Genomic DNA, 23,835 nt, shown 5'->3' on the forward strand with positions numbered 1-23,835 from the left:
TAGAGCGCGTTTCGATCTGATTGGATCAGATCGGCGCTCTAAATATTTGTTTTAAAGCCCGGTCATGGCGAGCGAGGCCTCGGTATAACGTTTGCCTGCAATCTTCTCAGAATCGAAAAGCGTGTTCAGCCGTTCAAGTTCTTCGGTGGTCAATGTCACATTGACTGCTTTTGCATTGTCTTCCAGATGGTTGATCTTGCGGGCGCCGGGGATGGGAACAATGAAATCGCCCTGATTGAGTACCCAGGCGAGCGCCAGCTGCGCCGGTGTCACCTGCTTTTCGCGCGCGATCTCAGCAATCAGATCGACCTGTTTGTTATTGGCTTCGAGGTTGCCCGGCTGGAAGCGGGGAAGCGTCTTGCGGAAATCACCCTCTGCCAGATCGGATTGCGAGCGCACCTGTCCCGTCAGCATGCCGCGACCGAGCGGGCTATAGGGCACGAAGCCGATGCCGAGTTCGGCACACAGTGCCAGAACACCCTGTTCCGGATCACGTGTCCAGAGGGAATATTCGTTCTGAAGAGCTGCAATCGGGTGGACTGCATGCGCACGGCGGATTGTCTTTACACCTGCCTCGGAGAGGCCGATGGTGCGGATTTTACCCTCATCGATCAGGTCTTTCATGGTGCCGATCACATCTTCGATCGGGACATTCGGATCAACGCGATGCTGATAAAAGAGATCAATCGTTTCGATATCAAGGCGCTTCAAAGAGGCTTCTGCCACGGCACGGATATTTTCGGGGCGGCTGTCCACACCAGATGATTTGCCGTCTTCGATCTTGAAGCCGAATTTCGTAGCAATGGTCACCTTGTCACGAAATGGCTTGAGCGCCTTGCCCAAGAGCTTTTCATTCTCATAAGGACCATAAACCTCAGCCGTATCGAAGAATGTGATGCCGAGATCAAAAGCACGGTGCAATGTGCGGATGGCATCCTGTTCTTCCTGTCCGCCATAGGCATAGCTCATGCCCATGCAGCCAAGACCGATTGCGGAGACAGTCAATTCCTGGCCAAGCTTGCGCGTTTTCATCGATATTCCTTTCGGGACGAGTTCTAAAATCTGGGGAGCACGGAAACCCTGAAAGTGCATGGCGTCCGGTTAGGCTGAAACTAACTCTCGAACAGGCGTTCGATAATACTGATTTATTTTCACGGGTTATTCTATATTTTAGAACAATGAATCGAAATCAGCTTTCCCAACTGGCAGTTCTGGCCGCGGTTGCAGCCCATGGCAGCTTTCGTGGTGCGGCGAGAGAATTGTCGATTGCGCCATCCGCAGTCAGTCATGCTGTTGCGGCCCTTGAAGACAGTCTTGGTATTCGGCTTTTGTCGCGCACCACACGCAGCGTGGCGCCGACCGATGCAGGACGACAGTTACTGGAACGGCTCGCGCCTGCGCTAGAGGAAATTCATCAGGCGCTGGGTGCTGCGATCGAAGCGCGCGAGCGCCCGGCAGGCACTCTGCGGATTACGATGCCGCATATCGCAGCGCAGTTTGTCTTTGCGCCACGGCTCGGTGAGTTTGCCAAAGCCCACCCCGACATCACACTTGATCTGACAATAGAGAGTGCGCTCACTGATATTGTGGCTGACGGTTTTGATGCCGGTATGCGGCTTGGCGAAAGCCTTGAGGCCGATATGATCTGCGCCCGCCTGACAAGCGATCTGCGTGCAGCAATCGTGGGTTCTCCCTCTTATTTCACCAGATTTCCAGTTCCGGAACATCCGAACGATCTGATGCAGCATCACTGTGTGCGTCAACGCTTCTCCAGCGGTCAGATTTACAACTGGGAATTTGAAAAAGCAGGCAAAGAGATAGAGGTTGCAATCAGAGGACCGCTTATTCTCAATGATGACAGACTGATTCTTGAAGCCATTCTCAATGGTGTTGGCCTCGCCTATCTGTTTGAAGATCATGTTCGGGATGCGCTGGAGGACGGGCGTCTGGTCAGAGTACTGGAAGATTGGTGCCAGCCTTTTGCGGGCCTTTATCTTTATTACCCAAGCCGCCGCCAGATGCGGCCCGCTCTGCGCGCATTCATCGATTTCTTTCGCGGGTCTTATGAGATGCAGCACCGCTTTCTGGTGGCGTAAGGCATTTCGTTCTGCCGAACCTCATTGGAACGTTTCAGTGGTGCGAATTTTTTGTTTCATATTCGGCATCAATCGTGCCATCGATAGCCACAAAATATGATGCCGAGGTGCATTGCGCGTGCTGGAACTCTGCTTGAAAGCACGAGACCAGGCAAAGTTTGGAAGAAGGGAATAGCATGTTTCGTTGGGGTATTCTTTCCACCGCCAAGATCGGTGTTACACAGGTCATTCCGGCGCTCAGTGCTTCCGACAATGGTGTGGTTCATGCGATTGCCAGCCGCGATCATGCACGCGCTCGCGCTGTTGCTGACCGCTTCGGTGCACCGCTCGCCTTCGGTTCCTATGAAGAACTGCTGGCAAGCGATGAAGTGGATGGCGTTTATATCCCGCTGCCGACCTCGCAGCATATCGAATGGACGCTGAAAGCAGCTGAGGCGGGCAAGCATGTGCTTTGTGAAAAGCCGATTGCATTGAAGGCCGGGGATATCGATCAGCTGATTGCCGCGCGCGACAAGCATAAGGTTACGGTAGCCGAAGCCTTCATGGTCTATTACCATCCACAATGGATCAAGCTGCGTTTTCTTCTGCAAGAAGGTGCGATTGGCACTCTGCGTCATGTGCAGGGCGCATTCAGCTATTTCAACAATGATCCGGGCAATATGCGCAATCAGCCGGAACTCGGCGGCGGTGCGCTGCCGGATATCGGCGTGTATCCGACCGTCGTGACGCGCATGGTGACCGAAAAAGAACCGTTATCGGTTCAGGCCTCGGTTGAGTTCGATCCGAAGTTCGGCACCGATCGCTATGCCAATGTGTCGGCGCGATTCGATGGTTTCGACCTGACTTTCTATGTCGCAACCCAGCTTGGCGCCCGCCAGACCATGGTTTTCCACGGCGACAAGGGCTTTATCGAAGTTCATGCACCATTTAATACCGGCAAATATGGTCATGGCCGCATTACGCTCTATAATGGTGGGCATACGGAAGCGACCGAATGGTCGTTCTCCGATACAAACCACTACCAGCTTCAGGCCGAAAATTTCGTGCGTGCCACGAAAGGTGAAGGTGTGATGCTGTTTTCTCTGGAAAACTCGAAGGCAAATCAGAAATTCATCGATGCTATATATCGTGCTGGTAAAAGCGACGGTTTCGTGAATGTCTGATTTGTGTGACTGGAACAACTGTCAGGAAGAAATCTTTCTGAGTCACATAGCTTGTGACTTGCAGTAAAAAACTGCCTTTCTTATATACGCCACGCACGAGGCTTTGATGACAGGCCCGGTTGGTCAATGGTGATCATCCGTACCGCAACCTTGAAGCAAGCATTGTGAAACCGATAGGAGCCGCCTATGGAACGCTCGGTAGAGGTTCAGGCGGTTTGCTGAATGGAGAGAAATATGGCTAAAGTTATTGGTATCGATCTGGGAACGACCAACTCCTGCGTTGCCGTCATGGACGGAAAAAACGCGAAGGTCATCGAAAATGCTGAAGGTGCTCGCACGACGCCTTCGATCATCGCTTTCAGTGATAGTGACGAACGCCTCGCTGGCCAGCCTGCGAAGCGTCAGGCTGTCACCAACCCTGAAGGCACCCTGTTTGCCGTAAAGCGCCTTATTGGCCGCCGCTTTGATGACCCAATGGTCACCAAGGACAAGGATCTTGTGCCTTACAAGATCGTCAAGGGTGACAATGGCGATGCATGGGTTGAAACCCACGGCAAGAAATATTCCCCATCGCAGGTTTCCGCGATGATCCTTCAGAAGATGAAGGAAACCGCTGAATCCTATCTGGGTGAAACTGTTACCCAGGCCGTTATTACGGTTCCGGCATACTTCAACGATGCTCAGCGTCAGGCAACCAAGGATGCCGGCAAGATCGCTGGTCTTGAAGTTCTGCGTATCATCAACGAACCAACGGCTGCAGCTCTTGCTTATGGTCTCGACAAGAGCGAAGGCAAGACCATCGCTGTTTACGATCTTGGCGGCGGCACGTTCGACGTTTCGGTTCTCGAAATCGGTGACGGCGTGTTTGAAGTGAAGTCCACCAACGGTGACACGTTCCTGGGCGGTGAAGACTTTGACATGCGTCTGGTCGAATATCTGGTTGCCGAGTTCAAGAAAGAACAGGGCATCGATCTTAAGAAAGACAAGCTTGCTCTGCAGCGCCTCAAGGAAGCTGCCGAAAAGGCCAAGATCGAGCTTTCGTCCGCTCAGCAGACCGAAATCAACCTGCCGTTCATCACGGCTGACCAGACCGGTCCTAAGCACCTTGCAATCAAGCTTTCGCGTTCGAAGTTTGAAAGCCTTGTTGACGACCTCGTTCAGCGCACGGTCGAGCCATGCAAGGCAGCTCTTCGCGATGCAGGCCTGAAGGCTGGTGATATCGATGAAGTGGTTCTGGTTGGCGGTATGACCCGTATGCCGAAGATCCAGGAAGTCGTTAAGGCTTTCTTCGGCAAGGAACCACACAAGGGCGTGAACCCGGACGAAGTTGTTGCCATGGGCGCGGCAATTCAGGGCGGCGTTCTGCAGGGCGACGTCAAGGACGTTCTGCTGCTCGACGTGACCCCGCTTTCGCTCGGCATTGAAACGCTCGGTGGCGTATTCACCCGCCTGATCGAACGCAACACGACGATTCCGACCAAGAAGTCGCAGACCTTCTCGACCGCTGAAGACAACCAGTCGGCCGTGACGATCCGCGTCTTCCAGGGCGAGCGTGAAATGGCTGCCGACAACAAGATCCTCGGCCAGTTCGACCTCGTTGGCATTCCGCCGGCACCGCGTGGCGTTCCACAGATCGAAGTCACTTTCGACATCGACGCCAACGGCATTGTGAACGTGTCTGCAAAGGACAAGGGCACAGGCAAGGAACACCAGATCCGCATTCAGGCATCGGGTGGTCTTTCGGACGCTGACATCGAAAAGATGGTCAAGGATGCTGAAGCAAATGCTGAAGCTGACAAGAAGCGTCGCGATGCGGTTGAAGCCAAGAACCAGGGTGAAAGCCTGCTTCATTCGTCTGAAAAGTCGTTGAAGGAATATGGTGACAAGGTTTCGGCTGAAGACAAGCAGGCAATCGAAGGCGCAATCGCAGCGCTGAAGACCTCGCTTGAAGGCGATGATGCTGAAGATATCAAGGCGAAGACGCAAGTACTTGCCGAAGCTTCGATGAAGCTTGGTCAGGCCATGTATGAAGCAGCACAGGCTGCTGAAGAAGGTGGCGCTGAAGGTGGTGAGCACGCTTCTTCTAACGACGATGTCGTTGACGCCGATTACGAAGAAATCGACGACGACAAGAAAAAGTCGTAAGCCTTGTCCGTAAAGCTTAAGCCCGGGTCATTCCCGGGCTTTTGCGGCCTTTCGGGACGGTTGCACCGGACGGACAAAAATAAAAACAGTCCAGCAGACAGGTCATTTAGAGGCCGCTTTGCGAAAAATGGGACCGTGGAGACGCTATCCGGAAAATGGATGCGATCCAGCCGTCGGGATAACGAACTATGAAGATCGATTATTACGAAGCTCTGGGTGTGGAGCGAACTGCAGACGATAAGGTGCTCAAAACCGCCTTTCGCAAGCTCGCCATGGAGTACCATCCGGATCGCAATCCGAATAATCCGGATGCTGAACGCAAGTTCAAGGAAATCGGCGAAGCCTATGAAACGCTGAAAGACCCGCAAAAGCGCGCAGCCTACGACCGTTTCGGTCATGCAGCCTTTGAAAATGGCGGCATGGGCAATGGTTTTGGCGGTGGCGGCGGTTTCGGTGGAGCCGGTGGTTTTGCCGATATTTTCGAAGATATTTTTGGCGAGATGATGGGTGGCGGTCGCCGTCGCTCCAATGGCGGACGCGAACGCGGTGCCGATCTGCGCTACAATATGGAAGTCACCCTTGAGGAAGCCTATTCCGGCAAGGCTGCACAGATCCGTGTGCCGACATCCATTACCTGTGATGAATGCTCGGGTTCGGGCGCTAAGGCCGGTTCGCAGCCGACCACTTGTACCATGTGTTCGGGTTCGGGTCGTGTACGTGCTGCGCAGGGCTTCTTCTCTGTAGAGCGCACCTGCCCAACCTGTAACGGTCGCGGTCAGATCATTAAGGACCCTTGCGGCAAGTGTCACGGTCAGGGCCGTGTGACGCAGGAGCGTTCGCTTTCGGTCAACATTCCGGCCGGTATTGAAGATGGCACCCGTATTCGTCTCGCAGGCGAAGGTGAAGCCGGAACGCGCGGCGGCCCATCGGGCGATCTCTATATCTTCCTGTCGGTCAAGCCACACGAGTTCTTCCAGCGCGACGGTGCCGATCTTTACTGCAAAGTGCCGATCTCGATGACCACGGCGGCACTGGGCGGAGATTTTGAGGTCTCCACGCTCGACAGCACCCAGACGCGTGTGAAGGTGCCAGAAGGCACCCAGAATGCCAAACAGTTCCGACTCAAGGGCAAGGGCATGCCGGTTCTGCGCCAGCAGGCAGTGGGCGATCTCTATATCCAGATTGATATTGAGACACCGCAGAACCTGTCCAAACGGCAACGCGAGTTGCTGACGGAATTTGAACAGCTCTCATCCAAGGAGAATAGCCCGAAATCGGCAGGCTTCTTCTCCCGGATGAAGGAGTTTTTCGAAGGTATAGGTGAGTGAAAAAAGGGAGCCGTTTGGCTCCCTTTTTTTAATGCATTCCTTAATGTCGCCTTGCCTAAATACTCCAATGCGGCATAAACTTGCCTGATAACGACAATGGGAGCAATGAAGAATGGCAGGGCAGCTCGGCAGGAAACTGGCCGCTAAGTTCGATGAAGAAATCCGTTTTTTCAAAGGTTGGATAGACGGACCAAAGGCGGTCGGTGCAATATTGCCGACGAGTTCGATTACGGCGCGACGCATGGCGAGCGTCATCGATACAAAATCAGGCCTGCCTGTTTTAGAGCTTGGACCGGGCACAGGTGTGATCACCAAAGCCATTCTTGCCCAAGGTGTGAAGCCAGCCGATCTCTACTCGGTTGAATATTCACCGGATTTCGTGGAACATCTCGACCGGACCTTCCCAGATGTGAACATCATTCAGGGCGATGTGTTCGATCTTGATAGCGCTTTGGGGGACATGAAAGATCAGAAATTCGACAGTATCGTTTCTGCTGTACCTATGCTGAATTTCCCGATGGAAAGCCGTATTCAGCTGATGGAAGATCTTTTGTCGCGTATTCCGCGCGGCCGTCCGCTCATACAGATCACCTATGGTCCGCGTCCACCGGTTCCGGCAGGCAAGGGCAATTATAGTGTGCAGCATTATGATTTTGTCGTGCGCAATGTACCGCCTGCACAGCTCTGGGTCTATCGCCGCCCGCTTGCCTGATAACTGGAGTAATAATGACTGCACGAATTCTCGTTTTTGCGGGCTCTATCCGCACGGGTGCATTTTCGGACCAGATGGCCGATGCAGCCGAAAAAGAACTCATGCGACAGGGTGCGAAGGTTACGCGCATAACGCTGGCCGATTATCAGCTTCCAATCATGAATGAAGATCTGGAAGCCGAAGAGGGTATTCCTGAAAATGCCATGAAGCTTGGTCGTCTCTTTGCCGAGCATGACGGGCTGATGATCTGTTCGCCGGAATATAATGCGTCGATCCCGCCGCTGCTTAAAAATACAGTCGATTGGGTCAGTCGTATTTCCAGGGATGGTGACAAGCCGTTTAGGCCTTATGCGGGTTTGAAGGTTGGACTGTGCTCGACTTCCAACGGTGCCTTTGCCGGTATGCGCGGGCTTTATCACCTGCGCGCTGTTTTGATGAATGTCGGTACGCAGATTGTGACAGAGCAATGCTCTGTGGGCGGTGCTGCCGATGCGTTTGATGACGACGGCACGCTCAAAAACGAACGGCAGGCGAAAATGCTCACCGCTGTTTGCAAAAGCCTGATTGCGCATTCGGCCAAATAAGCAAGCCGATAATCAATTCTATCTGCATATTTCAGGGCGCGGTATCTTTCGTACCGCGCCCTGTTGTGCGAATAAAACAAAAATTACAGCGGAGATTTCCATGACGACGAAAGATTTGCGCGATCAGCTGATCGTGGGCCTCGACGTGCCAACCGTTGCTGAAGCGGAAAAAGTGGTCGAAGAACTGGGCGATGCTGTGACGTTCTACAAGATCGGCTATCAGCTGGTGTTCGCAGGCGGTCTTGATTTCGCAAAAAGCTTGATTGCCGCGAAGAAAAAAATCTTCCTCGACATGAAGCTCCTCGACATCGACAACACCATCGCCAAGGGCGTGGAAAATGTCGCGAAGATGGGCGTTTCCATGCTCACCCTCCACGCTTATCCAAAAGCCATGCGCTCGGCTGTGGAAGCAGCCAAAGGGTCTGATCTTTGCCTGCTGGGTGTGACGGTTCTCACCTCGATGGATGATGCCGATCTCAAAGAAGCAGGCTATTCCGATACGCCGGAAGCACTGGTGCTCAAGCGTGCGCAACAGGCGCGCGACGCTGGTATGGGTGGGATTGTGGCTTCCGCTGCTGAAGCTTTTGCAATTCGTCAGGCAATCGGTCCCGATATGGCAGTTGTAACGCCCGGTATTCGCCCGGCGGGAGCCGAGAAGGGTGATCAGAAGCGCGTGATGACGCCAGCCGATGCGCTGAAAGCCGGTGCAAGCCATCTCGTTGTTGCGCGACCAATTGTCGGCGCAGCGGATCGCAAGGCTTCAGCCCTTGCCATTCTCGAAGAAATGCGCTCGGTTGCCTAGAGCATAATTCCTTAAACTTGGATCAGTTTAAGGTAAAATTATGCTCTGATTTTAAAGGGTTAGAGCGACCTTTGGGCGTCCAATAGGACGCCCGGCGCTCTAATCGATTTCTGAGGAGGACCTAATGACCAAAGCTTATTGGATCGCCCGTGTGGATGCCCGTGATACGGAGCGTTACAAGGATTATGTTTCGACCGCCAAGCCTGCTTTCGAGCGCTATGGGGCGAAGTTCATCGCACGCGGTGGCAAAGCCGAAGCCGTCGAAGGACCGGGCCGCGCGCGCAACGTCATCATCGAATTTGAAACCATGCAGCACGCGCTTGATTGTTACAATTCGCCGGAATATCAGGCGGCAAAAGCCATCCGCCAGACTGTAGCGGACGGCGAAATCGTTATCGTTGAAGGCGTGTAATTTTCAAAGCCTGACTGGCGGGTCGTGACGGCCTGCGACAGACAGATCAAGCAATATGACCTTGCCCGCGTGCGGATCCGCATTGCGGGCATTTTCATTCATGCCTTCATGTGCACTGGTGACAATCAGGACCGAGGCGTCTGCACCAATGAAGGCCGGGCAGGTTGGCTGGGTAACGGGCAGTTTGATCGAGCGTAAGAGACGCCCTTGCGGCGAATAAGCGTTCAGCGCGCTTCCGCCCCAGCAGGCATTCCACAAGGTGCCTTCCGCATCAACCACCGAGCCATCAACGCCACCATCTTCGACACGATGGTGAAAGACGCTTTTCTCCGATGTCGGCAGGCCGGTTTCGGGATCCGTATCGACGCGCCAGATGATGTTACGGTCGGTATCTGCAAAATAAGCGATCTTGCCATCTGGCGAAAAACAGATCGAATTGGTGATCGTGATGCCAGAGAAAAGCTTTTTGACTTGCCCCTCGCGATACCACCAGATCGAACCTGCATCCGGTTCCGCTTTTTTGCCCATCGTGCCGATCCAGAAGGAACCGGATGGGTGCACACGGGCATCATTGGAGCGCGTGGCGTCGTTATCGGCTTCGAGCGGATGGTGCAGCGTCAGACGTCCATTGGCGCGCTCGCGCACAAAAAGCCCGTGCTCGCTGACGATCAACTGCCGCTCACGATCGATAACCGCAAGTGCGCTGGCTTTCATACCGAGATCATGCGTGCGGATTTCACCGCTATCGTCTTTCTCGATCAGTCTGTGACCGAGAATATCGAACCACCAGCACTGACCGGTCAGCGGATCATAGCCCGGACCTTCCCCCAGTTCCGCGATATATTCAGCAAATATGGTTGTCTTGACTACGCTCACCTGTTCCTCCCGGGCTTTGCCGTTTCAACATAATGAAGGGCAGGGCAGCGATCCAGCTACAAATATTTGTGTAAGCAGAAAGGGCTATGTTGCCTGCCCATTCCGTTTTAAGTTCCGGCAACTGAGAATCGCGAGGAAATCATGTCGCTAAAAGTTGCGGTCCAGATGGACCATATCAGCACGGTCAATATTACGGGTGACACCACTTTTGCTCTGTCGCTTGAAGCGCAGAAGCGCGGCCATGAGCTGTATCATTACACGCCGGACCGCCTTTCCATGCGCGATGGCGTTGTCTCGGCACGTCTGGAAAAGCTGGAAGTTCGCGACATCAAGGGCGATCATTTCACACTGGGCGAGCCGGTGCGTCGCGATATGACGGAAATGGATGTGGTGCTGCTGCGTCAGGACCCGCCGTTCGACATGAATTACATCACCACAACGCATCTTCTGGAGCGTATTCATCCAAAGACGCTGGTGGTGAACGATCCGGCATGGGTCCGCAACAGCCCGGAAAAAATCTTCGTCACCGAATTCCCCGATCTGATGCCGGAAACGCTGATCACCAAGGATCCGCAGGAGGTTCTGGAGTTCCGCCGCGAGTTTGGCGATATCATCTTGAAGCCACTCTATGGCAATGGCGGTGCAGGCGTGTTCCATCTGGCTGATGGCGACCGCAATCTGACATCGCTTTTGGAAATGTTCGGCCAGCTTTTCAGGGAGCCGTTTATCGCGCAGCGTTATCTCAAAGATGTGCGCGCAGGCGACAAGCGTATTATCCTCATCGACGGCGAGCCGGTGGGTGCAATCAATCGCGTGCCTTCGGAAACCGATGCGCGTTCCAACATGCATGTCGGTGGCCGTGCAGAACAAAGCAAGCTGACAGCGCGTGAACAGGAAATCTGTGCCCGTATCGGCCCGTCGCTGAAAGAGCGCGGCTTCATCCTCGTCGGTATCGACGTGATTGGCGATTACATGACCGAGATCAATGTGACCTCGCCAACGGGTATTCGCGAGATTGAGCGCTTCGACGGCACCAATATCGCTGCCCTGTTCTGGGATGCAGTTGAAGCCAAGCGCAAGTAACACGCGCACCTTCAGAGAGAATATTTACAGGGCCGGTCTGACGCAATCAGATCGGCCCTGTCTCTTGATTGCGCCCGTCGAAAATGCTTAAATCTTATGGTTGTATTTAAGTATTTCCTCATCTTTTAGGTGAGTTGCGTGTTGTGCGGGGGCATATGGTAGCGCGCGTGGGGACAGTCGCCTTTCAGGGCATAGAGGCGGTGCCTGTCGATGTGCAGGTGATGGTGGCACCGGGCAAGATGGGCATGTCGATGTATGGGCTAATTAAATTAGAATGTTTACACTAATTCATCGTCCCTTGGAACGTAGAATTAGCCGATCATTGGCGGGATGACGCGAGTTTTGAAAGTGAAATTAATTCGTCTATCCATGCATCGTCCAGCTTTTCCGCATGAAGGATAAGGCTCCGCAGCTTCAGACGGCGCTCCGATTTGGTATGCTCAGACATTTCATCCGACCAACCGAAGAAATAATTTGGTTCAATTTCCAACGAGTTACAGAGTGAGAGGACCGCGTCATAAGACGGCTTGTTTACTCCAGACTCCAATTTACTGAGCGTGATCGTTGATAGTCCGGACTTCAACGCCAATTCGTCCTGCGTTAATCCGAAATATTTTCTCGCAGTTTTGAGGCGTTCGCCAAAGCTTCGCGCGGTTGTTGTCGTGGAGCGGGTACTCGTCATTCATATCTGATGAGACAAGAAACTGCGCAAAAGAATATCCAGAGGTATTATATTTCAGTTGAAACCAGTCTAATTATATAATAATTTCCAAAAACTTATCCATTGATATGGGTTTCAGGTGCTTTCCCTCTATTTTTTGAGGAAAGAACCGATTTGTCTCGAGAAAGGGAATGATAGTGAAATCAGGAGTGACAGCATTCTTGTTGTGGTGTTGCGGCTTCGTTGGGCTATGCGGACTTCACCGCTTCTACCTGGGTAGACCGTGGACAGGCTTGCTTTGGCTTTGCACTCTCGGTTTGCTGGGAATTGGCCAACTGATCGACCTGTTCATGCTAGGCTCAATGGTCCGTCAAGCTAATTTACTGAACGGGTTAGCGCGTGCGTCAGCGAATGTTTCCAATCACAACGTCGTTGCTCCGGTGATTCACGTTAACGTCGATCCTACAAAACTGTCGTCCTGATATAGGAGTTAGGAGTGCTAAACTCCGTCAAAACCAACCGTGAACAGTCTTCAAACATCCTGAAAACAAGAATCTGGAATGGTTTGGGGCTTTCCATGCTGGTACTTCTCTTGGGTGCAGCAGAGACACCCGTTCCGGTTGAATCGGAGAGGCCCAGTTTAGTGGAGGCAGCCGATCAAATCTTGAGCGAGAACAAGACGTGCACTGCGATAGATGACGGATGCATCACTTGTTCTTTGGGTGGTCGCGAACTGGTTTGCTCAACGCCTAGAATCGCGTGCATTCCTCATGAGTTGAAATGCACACTGACATCGAGTGGTCATGTTGACGGAGGCGCGAACAGATGAGAATTCCCTTGGTTCCCACAGTGTGCTTGATGGCGCTATTCGTAGGTCATCTATCCCCGGCTTACGCGGAAAAAATGCGTTTAGATAAGCTGGATCGGAAAACCGAAGTCTATCTTCAACGAGGACTGAACGATGCAGACTCCAGATGCTTCACGTACATTCTCATGAAATTACAAAAAGAAGATACCAAACAGTGGTACATCAGCTTTGAGGAACCTGACCAAGTTGGTGTTGCATTTGGTGCGGCGGATTCCGATTCGAATTATTCATGCGAAAATGGTCAACTCGTAAGCTATGAGATCGGCGAAAAGTACGTCATCAAAAGCTTCAGATAGCCGTGGAGACAGCTAATATCTGACATCCTGTCCCAAGTATCATAATTGAGAATTGTACTCAGGCAATATTCTGATGTCGGATGCTATGTCCGGTTCGTGGGTGTTAAACGGTATGAATTTCGCCGTATATGTAGCAATTCTTGAAGGGGCATCAGCGGTTAGGTCATATGACGTGATACGCTCGATATGTACATCACGAAAGTCGAAGTTTTCAGACGTATCACTTTCTAATATACTTGATATAGATTGATCCAAATCGACATTGATAACTGGGTTAGATATCCAGATCGAGTGTATATGGAGGTTGGTAATATCACCGCTGTATGACCAGAACTTCGTATTGTTTACATCTGAACACATTATTACTAGAGGTAAGCCGTTAGAATTTTTCATAAAATTACGCCCTAACACCTCTCGACATATTAAGTTGTACAAGAACCTGACATTTTTGAAATTTCTCTCATTGATCTGATGGTGAGATGACGGCAGTAATTGATATTTACGTATAATCTTCTGAATATCAAAATTAAATGTTATGTAATATCCGTAGTTCTCAATAAATTCTTTTGAATTAATTTTCATATCATTGCCAATGTAGCAATTTGAATAATGAAGAATTTTATCATCTATCCATTTAGCGTATTCATTTAATAATTTTATATTATTCAAATTATCCATCCTTATATAATAGTAATTTAAATCTCCTGACCGAAAAAATGGGAGGAAATGTAAAATTGGTATAATCGTAGGCGTATATGCGAAGGTATTTACACGACGTATAGGCCTACAGATATTTTGTCGTGATGTATTTATTCTTAATGAGCGATAATATTTCTTACTTTTATGAGAATTTTCCTGAATATTGTTTTCTGGATCAAAGATGTTGTCGTGAAGGGGTGACCCGTATGGCAGGCTACGACCAAATGGCAAGTATCGTGCGCAAAGTGATTGCAGCAGCAGGAACCACAATCGCGAGGGTAGGAACAGATTCGTGCCTCTTGTGCCGGTTGCGGTAGAATGATCAATGCTATTATGTCGGAATCGTTTTCTTTAATGGAAATGCTGTACTTCCCTCGCGGAGGGATAACTTGCGCACATCGGAAGGTATTGAACGTGGGGCTTTATACCAGTCTGCAGAAGGCGAAAAGCGAAGAAGATGTCAAGGATGCCTACATCAAAGTTCTCGGACTAAAAAGCTACTCCAAGAACATCATTGATATCCAAACAAAAGAAGTTTGGTTTGAGGCGAAGGCCAACGGTTCTTGGACCTTTTATGAGATGTTCACTCAGTTGCTTCACTATGTGCAGGTGGCGTTGAACAAGGGCGAGCATGTTCCGGCGTTGCTGTGTGTAATAGACACTGAGAAGGCGGCTCTGATGCAGAGCAGCCACGTGATCCCGTTCTTGGCTAAGAAGACCATCAAGTGGGGCAAGTCTGCTTCAGCAGTGCCTAAGGAGGCCGTGGATGCGATCTCAATACACATCGGCACGCACTTCGTGGCCTTCAATATCAAGAACGATGCCGCAGAGTTCGTCACGACGGTAAAGGACGCAATCGCGTCCGGCGCTATTATCCGGACTCAGATCACCCCGGACAATCTCAAGCAGGTGTTCGATAAGTGGGTGGAAATGATCGGTCAGGAGATCGAGGATGTCGAGGAAGACAGCTTCAACCTTCTCTTCTTTGCCGACATCATGAATGACGGCACCGTTTCGACTCACAAGGATCTGACCGCCACACTGCTCTTCAGGGACGGTGATCCGGTGTTCGACCTTCACGGTAAGTTACATGCCCTTCGCAACGTAGAAGGCTACCGTCGCTTCTGGTCGATTTACCACCGCCCTCCCAAGAAGGACTATCGGAACGAGATTCTCGAGCGCAGAGACAGCCTAATCCCGGTAGTGGAGCGCGTCTTCAAGGGCGCATTCTACACCCCGCTGCATGTCGTCGACAAAGCCTATGATCATCTGGCCTTCGTGCTGGGGAAAAACTGGCAGAAGAAGTACAAAGTCTGGGACATGTGCTGCGGGGTCGGGAACCTCGAAGTCAAACACTCTAATCACCGCAACCTGTTCATGTCGACCCTCGACCAGTCCGATGTCGACGTTATGAAGGCGACCAAGACCTGTGTTGCCGCTCACCGATTCCAGTACGACTATCTCAACGACGATGTCACCGAAGACGGCAAGATAGACTACAGTCTCACGAACAAGCTCCCGAAGGAACTCCGGGACGCCATCGCCGCCAAGGAGAAGATCGTCGTACTAATCAACCCTCCCTATGCCGAGGCCATGAATGCCGGCACAGGCGTAGCGACCACGGTGGTGGGACGTGCTTTGGGCGGTAACGTTGGGTTCGCGCGAAGGGAACTTTTCATCCAGTTCCTGCTGCGAATCCAGACCGAGCTCCCCAATGCAATCGTGGCCATGTTCTCAAAGCTCAAGTACGTCAACGCTCCAAACTTCGACGGCTTCCGTGATAAGTGGAATGCCCGATATCTGGGCGGGTTCGTCGTCCCCAGCCATACTTTCGACGGGCTGAAAGGTGAGTTTCCCATTGGTTTTTTGGTATGGGACACAGCCAAGAAACGCAAGGAGCCATTTGAAATCGAGGCGGAGGTTCTCAACACGCATGCCAAGCCGATCGGGGCAAAACGCTTCTACGACGTCCCAAAAGACGGGTTGCTCAATGCCTGGATCAAGCGCGCGAAGCCCAACGCGACACCGGCGTTGCCCCTGACAAATGCGCTTGAGCCAACCACACGCACAGGTGATGTTCGGGGCACCAAGTGGGCTGACGGTGCCATTGGCGGTATGATCAGCAAGGGATCAGACCTCCAGAACGCGGGCGTCACCGTTCTCTTTTCTTCCGGTTACGCCAGCGCCGGGGGCTTTCTGGTGACAAAGGAAAACCTGTGGCAGTCTGCTGTCGTGTTCACCGCAAGGCGTATCATCCGGCAGACCTGGCTTAACGATCGCGACCAATTCCTTATCCCTTCCCACGACATCCCCGAAGAGATGGCCAACGATTGCCTAGTCTGGATGCTCTTTAACAATAGGAACCTTTCTGTCGGCGCCGATGGCCTTGTTTGGCAGGGAAAGAGCTGGTCACTGGTGAACCATTTTATCCCTTACTCTGAGGAGGAAGTGGGGGCGTCAAGCCGCTTCGAATCTGACTTTATGTCGAGCCATCTCGCAACCCTAAAGCTCTCAAAGGAAGCCAAGAAGGTTCTGGCTGATGGGCGAAAGGTCTGGGCGGCGTACTTCAAAGCCGTCGAGAAGAAGCAGATCGCGAAGAGCATTCGCGACGATTTCAAGCTAAACAGGCCCGACGTGGGCTGGTATCAGATTCGCAATACATTAGAGGCGTTGGTCGGCCAAGGTATAGCGGTTTCTGCTCGCCAAGGTGAAATCGATGCGTCCTATCGTGCTCTTTCCGAGAAGATTGAGCCGGAGATCTATGCGAAAGGCATCCTCAAGGCGTAAAAGCGTCGGTCGCATTCCAGAAGTTCGATGATATCGTAGACGTGGAAAAGACGTGGCGGAGCTGCACTTTGATGTCAATCGGCGTTTAAACGGGACCCCTTGCCGATGACGCTGAATTGAAAGTAACGAGATACCCGTTGCCTACGCGAAGCCTGTAAGATCTGCATAGCGAACATGTTAGCTAAAAAGGACCGGGAGACAGTGTTTTTGCGGTGAATATTTTCTTGTGTGCAGGGGATAGTTAGGGCCAAATTGAAACAACTTATTGGGGCAGGCATGACTTGGAGAATATGGTGACCGACACGCTGAACATAAATCTTAGATATTGCTACGGAATTGGGAAATTAGACGCGAAGCTGGAGTTCAAGCATAAAGGCTTCGCAATCTACGCGCCGAACGGGGTCATGAAAACATCGTTTGCAAAAACAATGATTGACCTTTCAGAAGGCAACATGCCGAAAGATCAACATTTTCCCGACCGCAAGCCAGTTTGTGAAGTAACGCTGAATGGCGAAGAGCTTAAGAAAGAGGAAATCTTCGTCGTTAAGTCTTACGATGACAAATTCTCATCGAGCCAAGTATCTACTCTACTCGCAAACGCCGAACTCAGGTCAAAGTACGAGGAAATACATAAAAATATTAGCGAAGCAAAAAAGGCTTTGGATAAAGCTCTCAGGAATGCTGCAGGGTTCGGTGAACGATCGAGGGAAAATTTAGACTCGATTATCGAGGAAGTCTTTGGCGGAAGTTACTATGAAGCACTTTGTGCAGTAGAGGATGAACTTGCCGCAACTAGCCAATCAGACCTCTGTAAAACTGATTATAAAATCATTTATGACCAAAAAGTCCAACAATTCCTTTCCAGCGAAGATGTAGCGGCAGCGGTCGAAGATTTCGCGCAAAAATATGACGAGATAACTGAGCAATCTCCAATCCTTCGAAGGAGCTTTCAATATCACAATGTTGCAAATGTTCAGCAGCAGCTTGAGGCGAACAACTTCTTCAGTGCGGGACATCGCATTAGCTTGGTAGATAAAAACACCGACAAGATGGAAGAGGTCTCGTCGGACCAATCTCTTAGGGAGCGCATTCAAGAGGAGAAGCGTCGGGTACTGAACGATGACGCAGTAGCGAAGAAGTTCGACACATTCAACTCGAAGCTGAAAAACAAAGAGCTACAGGTTTTCCGGGACTATATTACCGAGAATAAACACCTTCTGCCGATGCTGAGCGATCCGGAAGGTCTGAAGCGTGCCCTCTGGATACAGTATCTTCTGGTTGCATTTGGTGAGTACAAGACGCTCGTTTCAGAGTATAGAACCGGCCAAAGTGCCCTAGCCGAAATTGTCACCGAGGCGGATGGAAGTAGGGTTGATTGGGATACCGTTGTTACGGACTTCAATCGTCGTTTTCTTTATCTTCCATTCGAGCTTGCTGTTGAGAACAAAGCAGATGCGATCCTGAAAGGTAGTGCTCCGTCCATAGCGTTCATTGTCAAGGAAGCCGAGGACGAGAGGAGATATGCTCCATCAGAAAAGCAAGACCTACTCCGGGCGCTGAGCACTGGCGAAGGCAGAGCGCTCTACATCTTGGATATCATGTATGAGGTGTTTGTGCGGTGGAAGAACCGCACCAAGACCCTCTTCATTTTTGACGATATTTCGGACTCGTTTGACTATAAGAATAAGTTCGCAGTCATTGATTTCCTAGAAGATGTAACCAAGGTCGAGGGCGTCGATTTTCTGGCTATCGTTTTGACTCATAACTTCGATTTCCTTCGCACCGTTGCGAGTAGGCAAATTTGCCCGGCACATCAGTGTAGGCTGGCCTTTCGGACCAATGATGGAATCAAGCTGGAGCCATTCGAAAGGACTGATATTCAAAGTCCGTTTCGTAAATGGCAGGGCAGGTTGGCTGAGCCTTCAGTTCTAATAGCTTACATTCCGTTTCTGCGAAATCTAATCGAGTATACTCAGGGCGATAAAGATGCTGAAGGAAACACTAGCGTTGACTATCAGCAACTCACTAGGATGCTCCATTTCAAGGACGAGACTGAAGGTCTTACCGTTCAAGATTACAAAGCTGTTTTTGAAAGTCATTTAGTCAGCTGCCAGTTCCCAGATATTGATCTAAAACAAAGCGTTATCGAGTACTTATTTGCAGCTGCTGACGAATGTGAGAATGTGGCAGATGGTATAAATCTTGAGCACAAGATAGCTCTGTCGATTGCGATTAGAATTTGGGCCGAACGCTACATGATAGTCAAAATACGTTCCAGCGAACCGGAGTATGATGTAGCGAAAAAGCAAACAGGGGAATTGTTCGGAAAATTCAAGGGTTTGTTCAACAATCAAACAGAGACTATCGGGATTCTGCGCCGCGTTAATTTAATCACGCCAGCCAATATACACCTGAATGCGTTTATGTATGAGCCAATCCTAGACATGGGCATGGCCGAATTGGTTGCGTTGTACAAAGATGTGAAATCAGAATTGATCTAGATCAATCCACAGGATTTATTGAGGTTTGGAGGGAACTGCAGGAAGCTTTCGGTGCATTCTTAGCAGTTCCCACCGAGCTTGCGCGGACAAGTCAATATTGCCGACGACGGCTTTGCTGATATCAATTGCGATGTCCAGAAGTATGGGAAAGGTTAGATACGGTAATCGACAAGAAGTTTTGGAATCATTTCACACGTAAGGCCGAGTAGAGAGATTAATATTTATAAAAGAGTTGACCAAAGCTTAGGACACAGCTGTTTCGTCGAATCCTGACGAACAGAGTCGAGTAAGGGGCATAATCTGAATTGCTCCGCTTTCAGCTGAAGTAGAAGGCTAGGTAGAAACGGAAGCAGATCATTGGAAATAGAAGGAAGCCGTACCACTATAGCGACACCGAGGCTTTCCAGCGAGAGTTCGGGTGTCTCACGCGCTAGGCAATAAGCTTGAGATGCTTATGCTCTACCGTCACCAGAGGAATTAACGGCATTGAGGCCGTTCACAACGTCACGTGCCTTGCGGGTAACAACAGCCTGTTCAAGATGGGCATATCGCATCGTTGTTCGAATATCGGAGTGACCAAGCACAGCCTTGACCTCTTGGATTGAGAGTCCGTTTTGAACAAGGCGCGTCGCGTGCGTATGACGAAGCGTGTGAATAGTGCAGTCTTCAAGGCCAGCGCGACGGAAGGCCTTGCGAATGGCGGTTGCTGAATATCCTCTCTTCTCTCCGGCCTTATTCACGAAAACGGTTGGCGCATTGCTCTCCCGTAGACGACGGTGCAGGATCGTTTCCACGCGATCCGTCATGTAGATCACGCTCTCATTTTGAACTTTGGAGCGCCACAGGCGTATTTCACCACGGGTTAAATCAATGTCCTGCCACGCAATGTTAGCGATTTCGCTGTAGCGCGCTCCGGTATCGATTAGCATAACGACGAGATCATAATTGTCCTGCATCCATTTTTGCCGATCTTCTCGACGGGACGGGTCAGCAGATAGGCCATTTGCGACACGTGAGGGGGACAGTTCGTGCAGCAGGCGACGCTCTTCCTCGATACTCAGATATCGCGCTCTGGAATTGGGTGTTCTAATGAGGGGCGCGCTGATTGACGGACTTTGATAACCGTCCTTCCGAGCAAGCTGAATCGCTCCTATCAGACAGTTCATGCCGTGCTTGATAGTCTGCGATGCGCATCCTTGGGATAGTCGCTTTTGCCGAAACCGTTCCAGTGTGTCGGAGTTGACCTTCATCAAAGGAATCGAGCCATTCAGTATTTTCAGTATCACCCTGATCTGACTTTCCAGATTCCGGTAGTTCGAGGTTCCGAGCTTCGAGTTCGCAAATCGATGAAGAGCAGTTTCCAACGTAATCGCCTCCTTTTTGCCAAGCAGTAACTCGGAGTGGAAATTAGCCCGAATCTTGGCGGCGACTTGCAGGGCAATTCTGCGGTCAGTCGTCTTTGTTGACCGGACAATCGTTTGATGTTCAATTTGAAACTGCGCATACCAGAACTTCGAATTTCCACGTTTTACCAGCAACATAGGCTCCCTTTTTGCATATCGAGATATCCTACCGATGCAGGGCAACGTTCAACGGCACTATGAGATCAAGTATTCTGGCAAGCCCTCGAGATTATGACGACGCTCCCCAACATATGGATGTGGTAGAATCCGGAAAGGGCGTAGATGCCTAAGCCCAAGCTTGAGAACAAATTCACCTTCAAGATCGAACCCGACGATGAAGGGGGCAGAACAAAAACGGTTTCTATTCAGAGCGAGAACATCTCTGAGCCGCCCGTTGCCGGAAAAAAGCGAAAGACAAGGAAGGACCCGAGCGCTTATCTGCTCCTTGGTTTTGACACCGAATATCAGTCTTTGAAGGCAAACGAGCAGGAAAACTCCATCGAAGCAGGTGCAAAAAATGAGCTTCTTTCGTACCAGTTCTCGATCAAGCTGATTACTAAAGATGGACAGCCTGGCACGCCTGAAACAGATGGAATTATTATCCCCGATGCGGAACAGCGGTTAACGCTCGCCGAGTTTCTGGGTATTGCGGTCGGATCGCTGATCGAGAAATTTCCCGATGTGAAGGTGCCGAAATCCATCTACCTTCTAGGGCATTTCATTCGCGCCGACTTCCCGGCATTCAGTGATTTCAAGGACAACGCTCGACTGACTTCAAATGTCAGAAGCACATTCGTCAGCATTGACAGTGCTATTCCAGTAAGGTTTGGCGAAGAGGATAATCCGATTGCCGAGTTCAACGTCATCGTCCGCGACACTATCCTGCTTGCTCCGAGCAACGCTAAATCGCTTGCAGATATCGGTGATCTTCTCGGTTTCCCAAAAATCCAGCTCGGTCAGACGCCGAAGGAAGAGCGGGAAATCAAGGAAAACATGGCCCGTTTCAGAAAGGAACGGTGGAGCGAGTTTCGTGAGTATGCGATCCGCGATGCGCAGGTGTGCGTCCGTTTTGCCGAACGGATAATTCAGCAGAGTACAAAGCTTTTCGACTCCTTCAAAATGCCTGCAACGTTGACGTCCTTTGGAACCGGGTTGCTGCTTCTTGGATGGAAAAACGATGGGTTGGATAGCAATCAAATCTTGGGGCGAGAGGCCATCAAAGAGAGATTTTTCAGCAAGAAAGACGGCTATTTCAAAATCAAGACCGTAACACCGCTGAAAGAGGAAGCTTATTTCAACGAGGCGTTCATCACAGAAACCTACCATGGCGGCAGAAACGAGCAGTTCATATTCGGCATTGCAGACGAAGGTCAGTGGAGGGACCACGATCTCAGTTCTGCATATACCACAGCGATGTCACTGATAGGCATGCCTGACTGGGACAATATCACTAATCTGACAACGCTTGATAATGTTGGACCGCTCGACCTCAGTTTCTTCTCCGTGGACTTTGAGTTCCCCGAAACTGTACGTTTCCCAACTCTCCCTGTCCGCACGGCCAATGGAATCATCTTTCCTCGTAAGGGCAACTCGAAGTGCTCGGCTCCCGAACTGTATCTTGCCCAGAAACTCGGAGCGCTACTGACTTTCCGCAAGGGCGTTCACGTACCATCCGATCCAAAGCAACCAGTTTTCAGGGATTTCATTAAGGAATGCATCGAAAAGCGTACAGCGCATAAGAAGGGAACTTTTGACAACCTTTTTTGGAAAGAGGTCGGCAACAGCACCTACGGCAAAACGGCCCAAGGTCTTCGTGAAAAGCGGGTATACAACCTTCAAAACGATGGAATGGAAGCCCTTCCACCGAGCAAGATCACCCAGCCGTATTTTGCATCATTCATCACGTCGTACACGCGAGCAGTCCTCGGCGAAATTCTCAACGGTTTCCCTGAGGACGTACATGTCTTCAGTGTCACCACAGACGGCTTCCTCTCCAATGCCAGCGACCAAAATATCACAAAGGCAACCAGCGGAGAGTTATTCGAATCATTTCGACAGGCCCGAAGTCATCTGGATAAAGGCAGTCCTTTGGAGATTAAGCATATAGTTCGCCAACCTGTCGGCTGGCGAACGCGAGGCGCGGCAACGTTGAGACCGGGTGACGGCGACAACGGGATTGTCTTACAAAAAGGAGGCATCAAAACAAACCCGCTCAACGGTCTGTTTGAAGAGAATCAGGAGACGTTACGACTGTTCTTCAACCGCAGTCCCGACCAAAAAATTCAATACAAATCGGGCGTCGGTATCAAAGACATGCTGCGCGGCGAAACCGATTTCGTTTTTCGATCCGTGACCAAGCGACTTTCAATGGAATTTGACTGGAAAAGGAAGCCCAAAAACGCGCGCGATACTATCTTCGAGTTCGAAGGCAAGCAGTACATACACCTTACGTTCGAAACGAGGCCGGTGGAGGACGTTGCAGAATTCAATCTTGTGCGCGAGAACTGGGAAAACTACGACAAGAAATCTCCACACCTTCTAAAAACACTCGAGGATTTCAACTCGTTTGAAACATACCGCACGTCAAGAGATTCCCTCGGAGATCGATCCAAGAAGTATCTGCGACAAACCGACGGAGATTTAAAAAGGCTTCGGGAAAGCTTGACACGAGCTTATCAGCAGCACCAAGCGGGGTTCGACCTCATCCGAAGCAAACAAAAAATGAAACACGCCGACTTTGTTATTGCCTTGGAGGCTTGCGGTATACCGTGCAAAATCAGCGATATCGACAACGGCAAAAGAAAGACGTTCGAACCACACTGCACACCGGCTACGGACAGGGTCGTCAAAGCCTTGAAGAAGTTGCAGGTGGAACATTACCCCGAATTGGAAATCGAGCTATTTGTCCCGGGAGAAGCCCTGTAAAAAACTCAAAAATCGTGGGATGACGAGGAATATGGGGAGAGGGGGCAATTCGATTTTAGAGTTTTTTCCACGCCTTCCCCCTTACCGTTGATGATGGTGGAAAGATAAAATCCGTAAATGTTGTGTCCCCACCTCCCATATATAACATTTACGGATTTTGATAATGCATTTAGTGATTGTTGGCGGGTTCACTACGGCGTTCCTTAGCTAGACGCCGTCGGCAGTTGTACCAATACGTGAGGGCGCCTTTTTCTGTCAGTGTTGCGCCTTCGATAAATGCTCTGACAATCACGTCCTGCTCCATCCCTTCCAGCTTTGCGTAGATTGCCAACGCAGTATCAATCTTGGATTTGCCAGCAGCAATCAGTTTTTTCCCTTCCGAAATCGCTTCCTCGATGATTGCTTTGTCGGCGGGAACGTCCGCAACGTTTTTCGGCTTCGCCATATCGTTTCTCCTTACTTGGTGAAACGAGAATCCCGTCAATTCTAGGTCA

At 50.8% G+C, this 23,835-nt stretch carries 19 protein-coding genes and 1 pseudogene; 15 read left to right on the forward strand and 5 right to left on the reverse strand.

The features are described from left to right. Positions 1-51: 51 nt before the first annotated feature. Complete coding sequence (locus CEV33_RS13450; RefSeq protein ID WP_094540960.1) at positions 52-1,032, reverse strand: aldo/keto reductase; 981 nt, start codon at positions 1,030-1,032, stop codon at positions 52-54. 146 nt (positions 1,033-1,178) lie between these two features. Here CEV33_RS13450 and CEV33_RS13455 point away from each other — a divergent pair, with 146 nt between their 5' ends. The 8 genes from CEV33_RS13455 (at position 1,179) to CEV33_RS13490 (ending at position 9,242) form a co-directional block, all read left to right on the forward strand. Further along, complete coding sequence (locus tag CEV33_RS13455) at positions 1,179-2,096, forward strand: LysR family transcriptional regulator (protein WP_094540961.1); 918 nt, start codon at positions 1,179-1,181, stop codon at positions 2,094-2,096. A 176-nt stretch (positions 2,097-2,272) separates the two neighbouring features. Continuing rightward, positions 2,273-3,259 (forward strand): Gfo/Idh/MocA family protein, encoded by a 987-nt coding sequence (locus CEV33_RS13460; RefSeq protein WP_094540962.1) that lies wholly within the window; start codon positions 2,273-2,275, stop codon positions 3,257-3,259. 234 nt (positions 3,260-3,493) lie between these two features. Next, on the forward strand, positions 3,494-5,404 hold the full coding sequence (dnaK, locus tag CEV33_RS13465) for a molecular chaperone DnaK (protein ID WP_094540963.1): 1,911 nt from the start codon (positions 3,494-3,496) through the stop codon (positions 5,402-5,404). Between the two features lie 188 nt (positions 5,405-5,592). Continuing rightward, positions 5,593-6,732, forward strand: a complete 1,140-nt coding sequence (gene dnaJ, locus CEV33_RS13470) for a molecular chaperone DnaJ (protein ID WP_094540964.1) — start codon at positions 5,593-5,595, stop codon at positions 6,730-6,732. Positions 6,733-6,844: 112 nt separating this feature from the next. Next, a complete protein-coding gene (gene pmtA / locus CEV33_RS13475; RefSeq protein ID WP_094540965.1) occupies positions 6,845-7,444 on the forward strand; it encodes a phospholipid N-methyltransferase PmtA in 600 nt (199 codons plus the stop codon). Positions 7,445-7,458: 14 nt separating this feature from the next. Next, complete coding sequence (locus CEV33_RS13480; protein WP_094540966.1) at positions 7,459-8,028, forward strand: NADPH-dependent FMN reductase; 570 nt, start codon at positions 7,459-7,461, stop codon at positions 8,026-8,028. 100 nt (positions 8,029-8,128) lie between these two features. Next, complete coding sequence (gene pyrF, locus CEV33_RS13485) at positions 8,129-8,830, forward strand: orotidine-5'-phosphate decarboxylase (RefSeq protein ID WP_094540967.1); 702 nt, start codon at positions 8,129-8,131, stop codon at positions 8,828-8,830. 124 nt (positions 8,831-8,954) lie between these two features. Then, positions 8,955-9,242 carry a DUF1330 domain-containing protein gene (locus CEV33_RS13490; RefSeq protein WP_007872716.1) on the forward strand — a complete coding sequence of 96 codons (288 nt, stop codon included), beginning with the start codon at positions 8,955-8,957 and terminating at the stop codon, positions 9,240-9,242. Between the two features lie 3 nt (positions 9,243-9,245). Here CEV33_RS13490 and CEV33_RS13495 read toward each other — a convergent pair whose 3' ends face one another. Continuing rightward, entirely contained in the window at positions 9,246-10,118 is an 873-nt protein-coding gene (locus tag CEV33_RS13495; protein WP_094540968.1) for an SMP-30/gluconolactonase/LRE family protein, read from the reverse strand. A 141-nt stretch (positions 10,119-10,259) separates the two neighbouring features. Between CEV33_RS13495 and gshB the strand changes: the two genes are divergently transcribed. Together gshB and CEV33_RS24805 are read left to right on the forward strand one after the other, a co-directional pair. Next, on the forward strand, positions 10,260-11,201 hold the full coding sequence (gshB, locus tag CEV33_RS13500) for a glutathione synthase (protein WP_094540969.1): 942 nt from the start codon (positions 10,260-10,262) through the stop codon (positions 11,199-11,201). Positions 11,202-11,356: 155 nt separating this feature from the next. Continuing rightward, positions 11,357-11,464, forward strand: a pseudogene (locus CEV33_RS24805) (magnesium chelatase domain-containing protein); the annotation flags it as partial. Between the two features lie 56 nt (positions 11,465-11,520). Here the strand turns inward: CEV33_RS24805 and CEV33_RS13510 are convergent. Beyond that, positions 11,521-11,883 (reverse strand): helix-turn-helix domain-containing protein, encoded by a 363-nt coding sequence (locus CEV33_RS13510; RefSeq protein ID WP_094540970.1) that lies wholly within the window; start codon positions 11,881-11,883, stop codon positions 11,521-11,523. A 170-nt stretch (positions 11,884-12,053) separates the two neighbouring features. On the opposite strand from CEV33_RS13510, the gene CEV33_RS13515 reads away from it, so the two are divergent. The 4 genes from CEV33_RS13515 (at position 12,054) to CEV33_RS13535 (ending at position 19,013) form a co-directional block, all read left to right on the forward strand. Next, the gene (locus CEV33_RS13515; RefSeq protein WP_235818424.1) at positions 12,054-12,344 is read left to right on the forward strand and encodes a TM2 domain-containing protein; all 291 of its coding nucleotides are present in this window, start codon (positions 12,054-12,056) and stop codon (positions 12,342-12,344) included. 343 nt (positions 12,345-12,687) lie between these two features. Further along, positions 12,688-13,026 carry a hypothetical protein gene (locus tag CEV33_RS13520; protein ID WP_141211590.1) on the forward strand — a complete coding sequence of 113 codons (339 nt, stop codon included), beginning with the start codon at positions 12,688-12,690 and terminating at the stop codon, positions 13,024-13,026. 1,017 nt (positions 13,027-14,043) lie between these two features. After that, the gene (locus CEV33_RS13530; RefSeq protein ID WP_235818425.1) at positions 14,044-16,512 is read left to right on the forward strand and encodes a hypothetical protein; all 2,469 of its coding nucleotides are present in this window, start codon (positions 14,044-14,046) and stop codon (positions 16,510-16,512) included. Between the two features lie 290 nt (positions 16,513-16,802). After that, positions 16,803-19,013 carry a hypothetical protein gene (locus CEV33_RS13535; protein ID WP_094540973.1) on the forward strand — a complete coding sequence of 737 codons (2,211 nt, stop codon included), beginning with the start codon at positions 16,803-16,805 and terminating at the stop codon, positions 19,011-19,013. Positions 19,014-19,465: 452 nt separating this feature from the next. On the opposite strand, the gene CEV33_RS13540 is transcribed toward CEV33_RS13535, so the two are convergent. After that, a complete protein-coding gene (locus tag CEV33_RS13540; RefSeq protein WP_094540974.1) occupies positions 19,466-20,554 on the reverse strand; it encodes a tyrosine-type recombinase/integrase in 1,089 nt (362 codons plus the stop codon). A gap of 144 nt (positions 20,555-20,698) precedes the next feature. On the opposite strand from CEV33_RS13540, the gene CEV33_RS13545 reads away from it, so the two are divergent. After that, positions 20,699-23,341, forward strand: a complete 2,643-nt coding sequence (locus tag CEV33_RS13545) for a DNA polymerase (protein WP_094540975.1) — start codon at positions 20,699-20,701, stop codon at positions 23,339-23,341. Between the two features lie 169 nt (positions 23,342-23,510). On the opposite strand, the gene CEV33_RS13550 is transcribed toward CEV33_RS13545, so the two are convergent. Beyond that, entirely contained in the window at positions 23,511-23,786 is a 276-nt protein-coding gene (locus CEV33_RS13550) for a hypothetical protein (protein ID WP_094540976.1), read from the reverse strand. Positions 23,787-23,835: the final 49 nt, after the last annotated feature.

The sequence above is a fragment of the Brucella grignonensis genome, assembly GCF_002252505.1.
GTDB lineage: Bacteria > Pseudomonadota > Alphaproteobacteria > Rhizobiales > Rhizobiaceae > Brucella > Brucella grignonensis.

Excerpts from the sequence above, each read along its gene's own strand:
- CEV33_RS13540 (WP_094540974.1), bottom strand. The coding sequence starts at position 20,554 with ATGTTGCTGGTAAAACGTGGAAATTCGAAGTTCTGGTATGCGCAGTTT.
- pyrF (WP_094540967.1), top strand. The coding sequence starts at position 8,129 with ATGACGACGAAAGATTTGCGCGATCAGCTGATCGTGGGCCTCGACGTG.
- CEV33_RS13490 (WP_007872716.1), top strand. The coding sequence starts at position 8,955 with ATGACCAAAGCTTATTGGATCGCCCGTGTGGATGCCCGTGATACGGAG.
- dnaJ (WP_094540964.1), top strand. The coding sequence starts at position 5,593 with ATGAAGATCGATTATTACGAAGCTCTGGGTGTGGAGCGAACTGCAGAC.
- CEV33_RS13480 (WP_094540966.1), top strand. The coding sequence starts at position 7,459 with ATGACTGCACGAATTCTCGTTTTTGCGGGCTCTATCCGCACGGGTGCA.
- CEV33_RS13545 (WP_094540975.1), top strand. The coding sequence starts at position 20,699 with ATGCCTAAGCCCAAGCTTGAGAACAAATTCACCTTCAAGATCGAACCC.
- CEV33_RS13460 (WP_094540962.1), top strand. The coding sequence starts at position 2,273 with ATGTTTCGTTGGGGTATTCTTTCCACCGCCAAGATCGGTGTTACACAG.
- CEV33_RS13510 (WP_094540970.1), bottom strand. The coding sequence starts at position 11,883 with ATGACGAGTACCCGCTCCACGACAACAACCGCGCGAAGCTTTGGCGAA.
- gshB (WP_094540969.1), top strand. The coding sequence starts at position 10,260 with ATGTCGCTAAAAGTTGCGGTCCAGATGGACCATATCAGCACGGTCAAT.
- CEV33_RS13520 (WP_141211590.1), top strand. The coding sequence starts at position 12,688 with ATGAGAATTCCCTTGGTTCCCACAGTGTGCTTGATGGCGCTATTCGTA.
- CEV33_RS13535 (WP_094540973.1), top strand. The coding sequence starts at position 16,803 with ATGGTGACCGACACGCTGAACATAAATCTTAGATATTGCTACGGAATT.
- CEV33_RS13455 (WP_094540961.1), top strand. The coding sequence starts at position 1,179 with ATGAATCGAAATCAGCTTTCCCAACTGGCAGTTCTGGCCGCGGTTGCA.
- dnaK (WP_094540963.1), top strand. The coding sequence starts at position 3,494 with ATGGCTAAAGTTATTGGTATCGATCTGGGAACGACCAACTCCTGCGTT.
- CEV33_RS13530 (WP_235818425.1), top strand. The coding sequence starts at position 14,044 with ATGATCAATGCTATTATGTCGGAATCGTTTTCTTTAATGGAAATGCTG.
- CEV33_RS13550 (WP_094540976.1), bottom strand. The coding sequence starts at position 23,786 with ATGGCGAAGCCGAAAAACGTTGCGGACGTTCCCGCCGACAAAGCAATC.
- CEV33_RS13450 (WP_094540960.1), bottom strand. The coding sequence starts at position 1,032 with ATGAAAACGCGCAAGCTTGGCCAGGAATTGACTGTCTCCGCAATCGGT.
- pmtA (WP_094540965.1), top strand. The coding sequence starts at position 6,845 with ATGGCAGGGCAGCTCGGCAGGAAACTGGCCGCTAAGTTCGATGAAGAA.
- CEV33_RS13515 (WP_235818424.1), top strand. The coding sequence starts at position 12,054 with ATGATAGTGAAATCAGGAGTGACAGCATTCTTGTTGTGGTGTTGCGGC.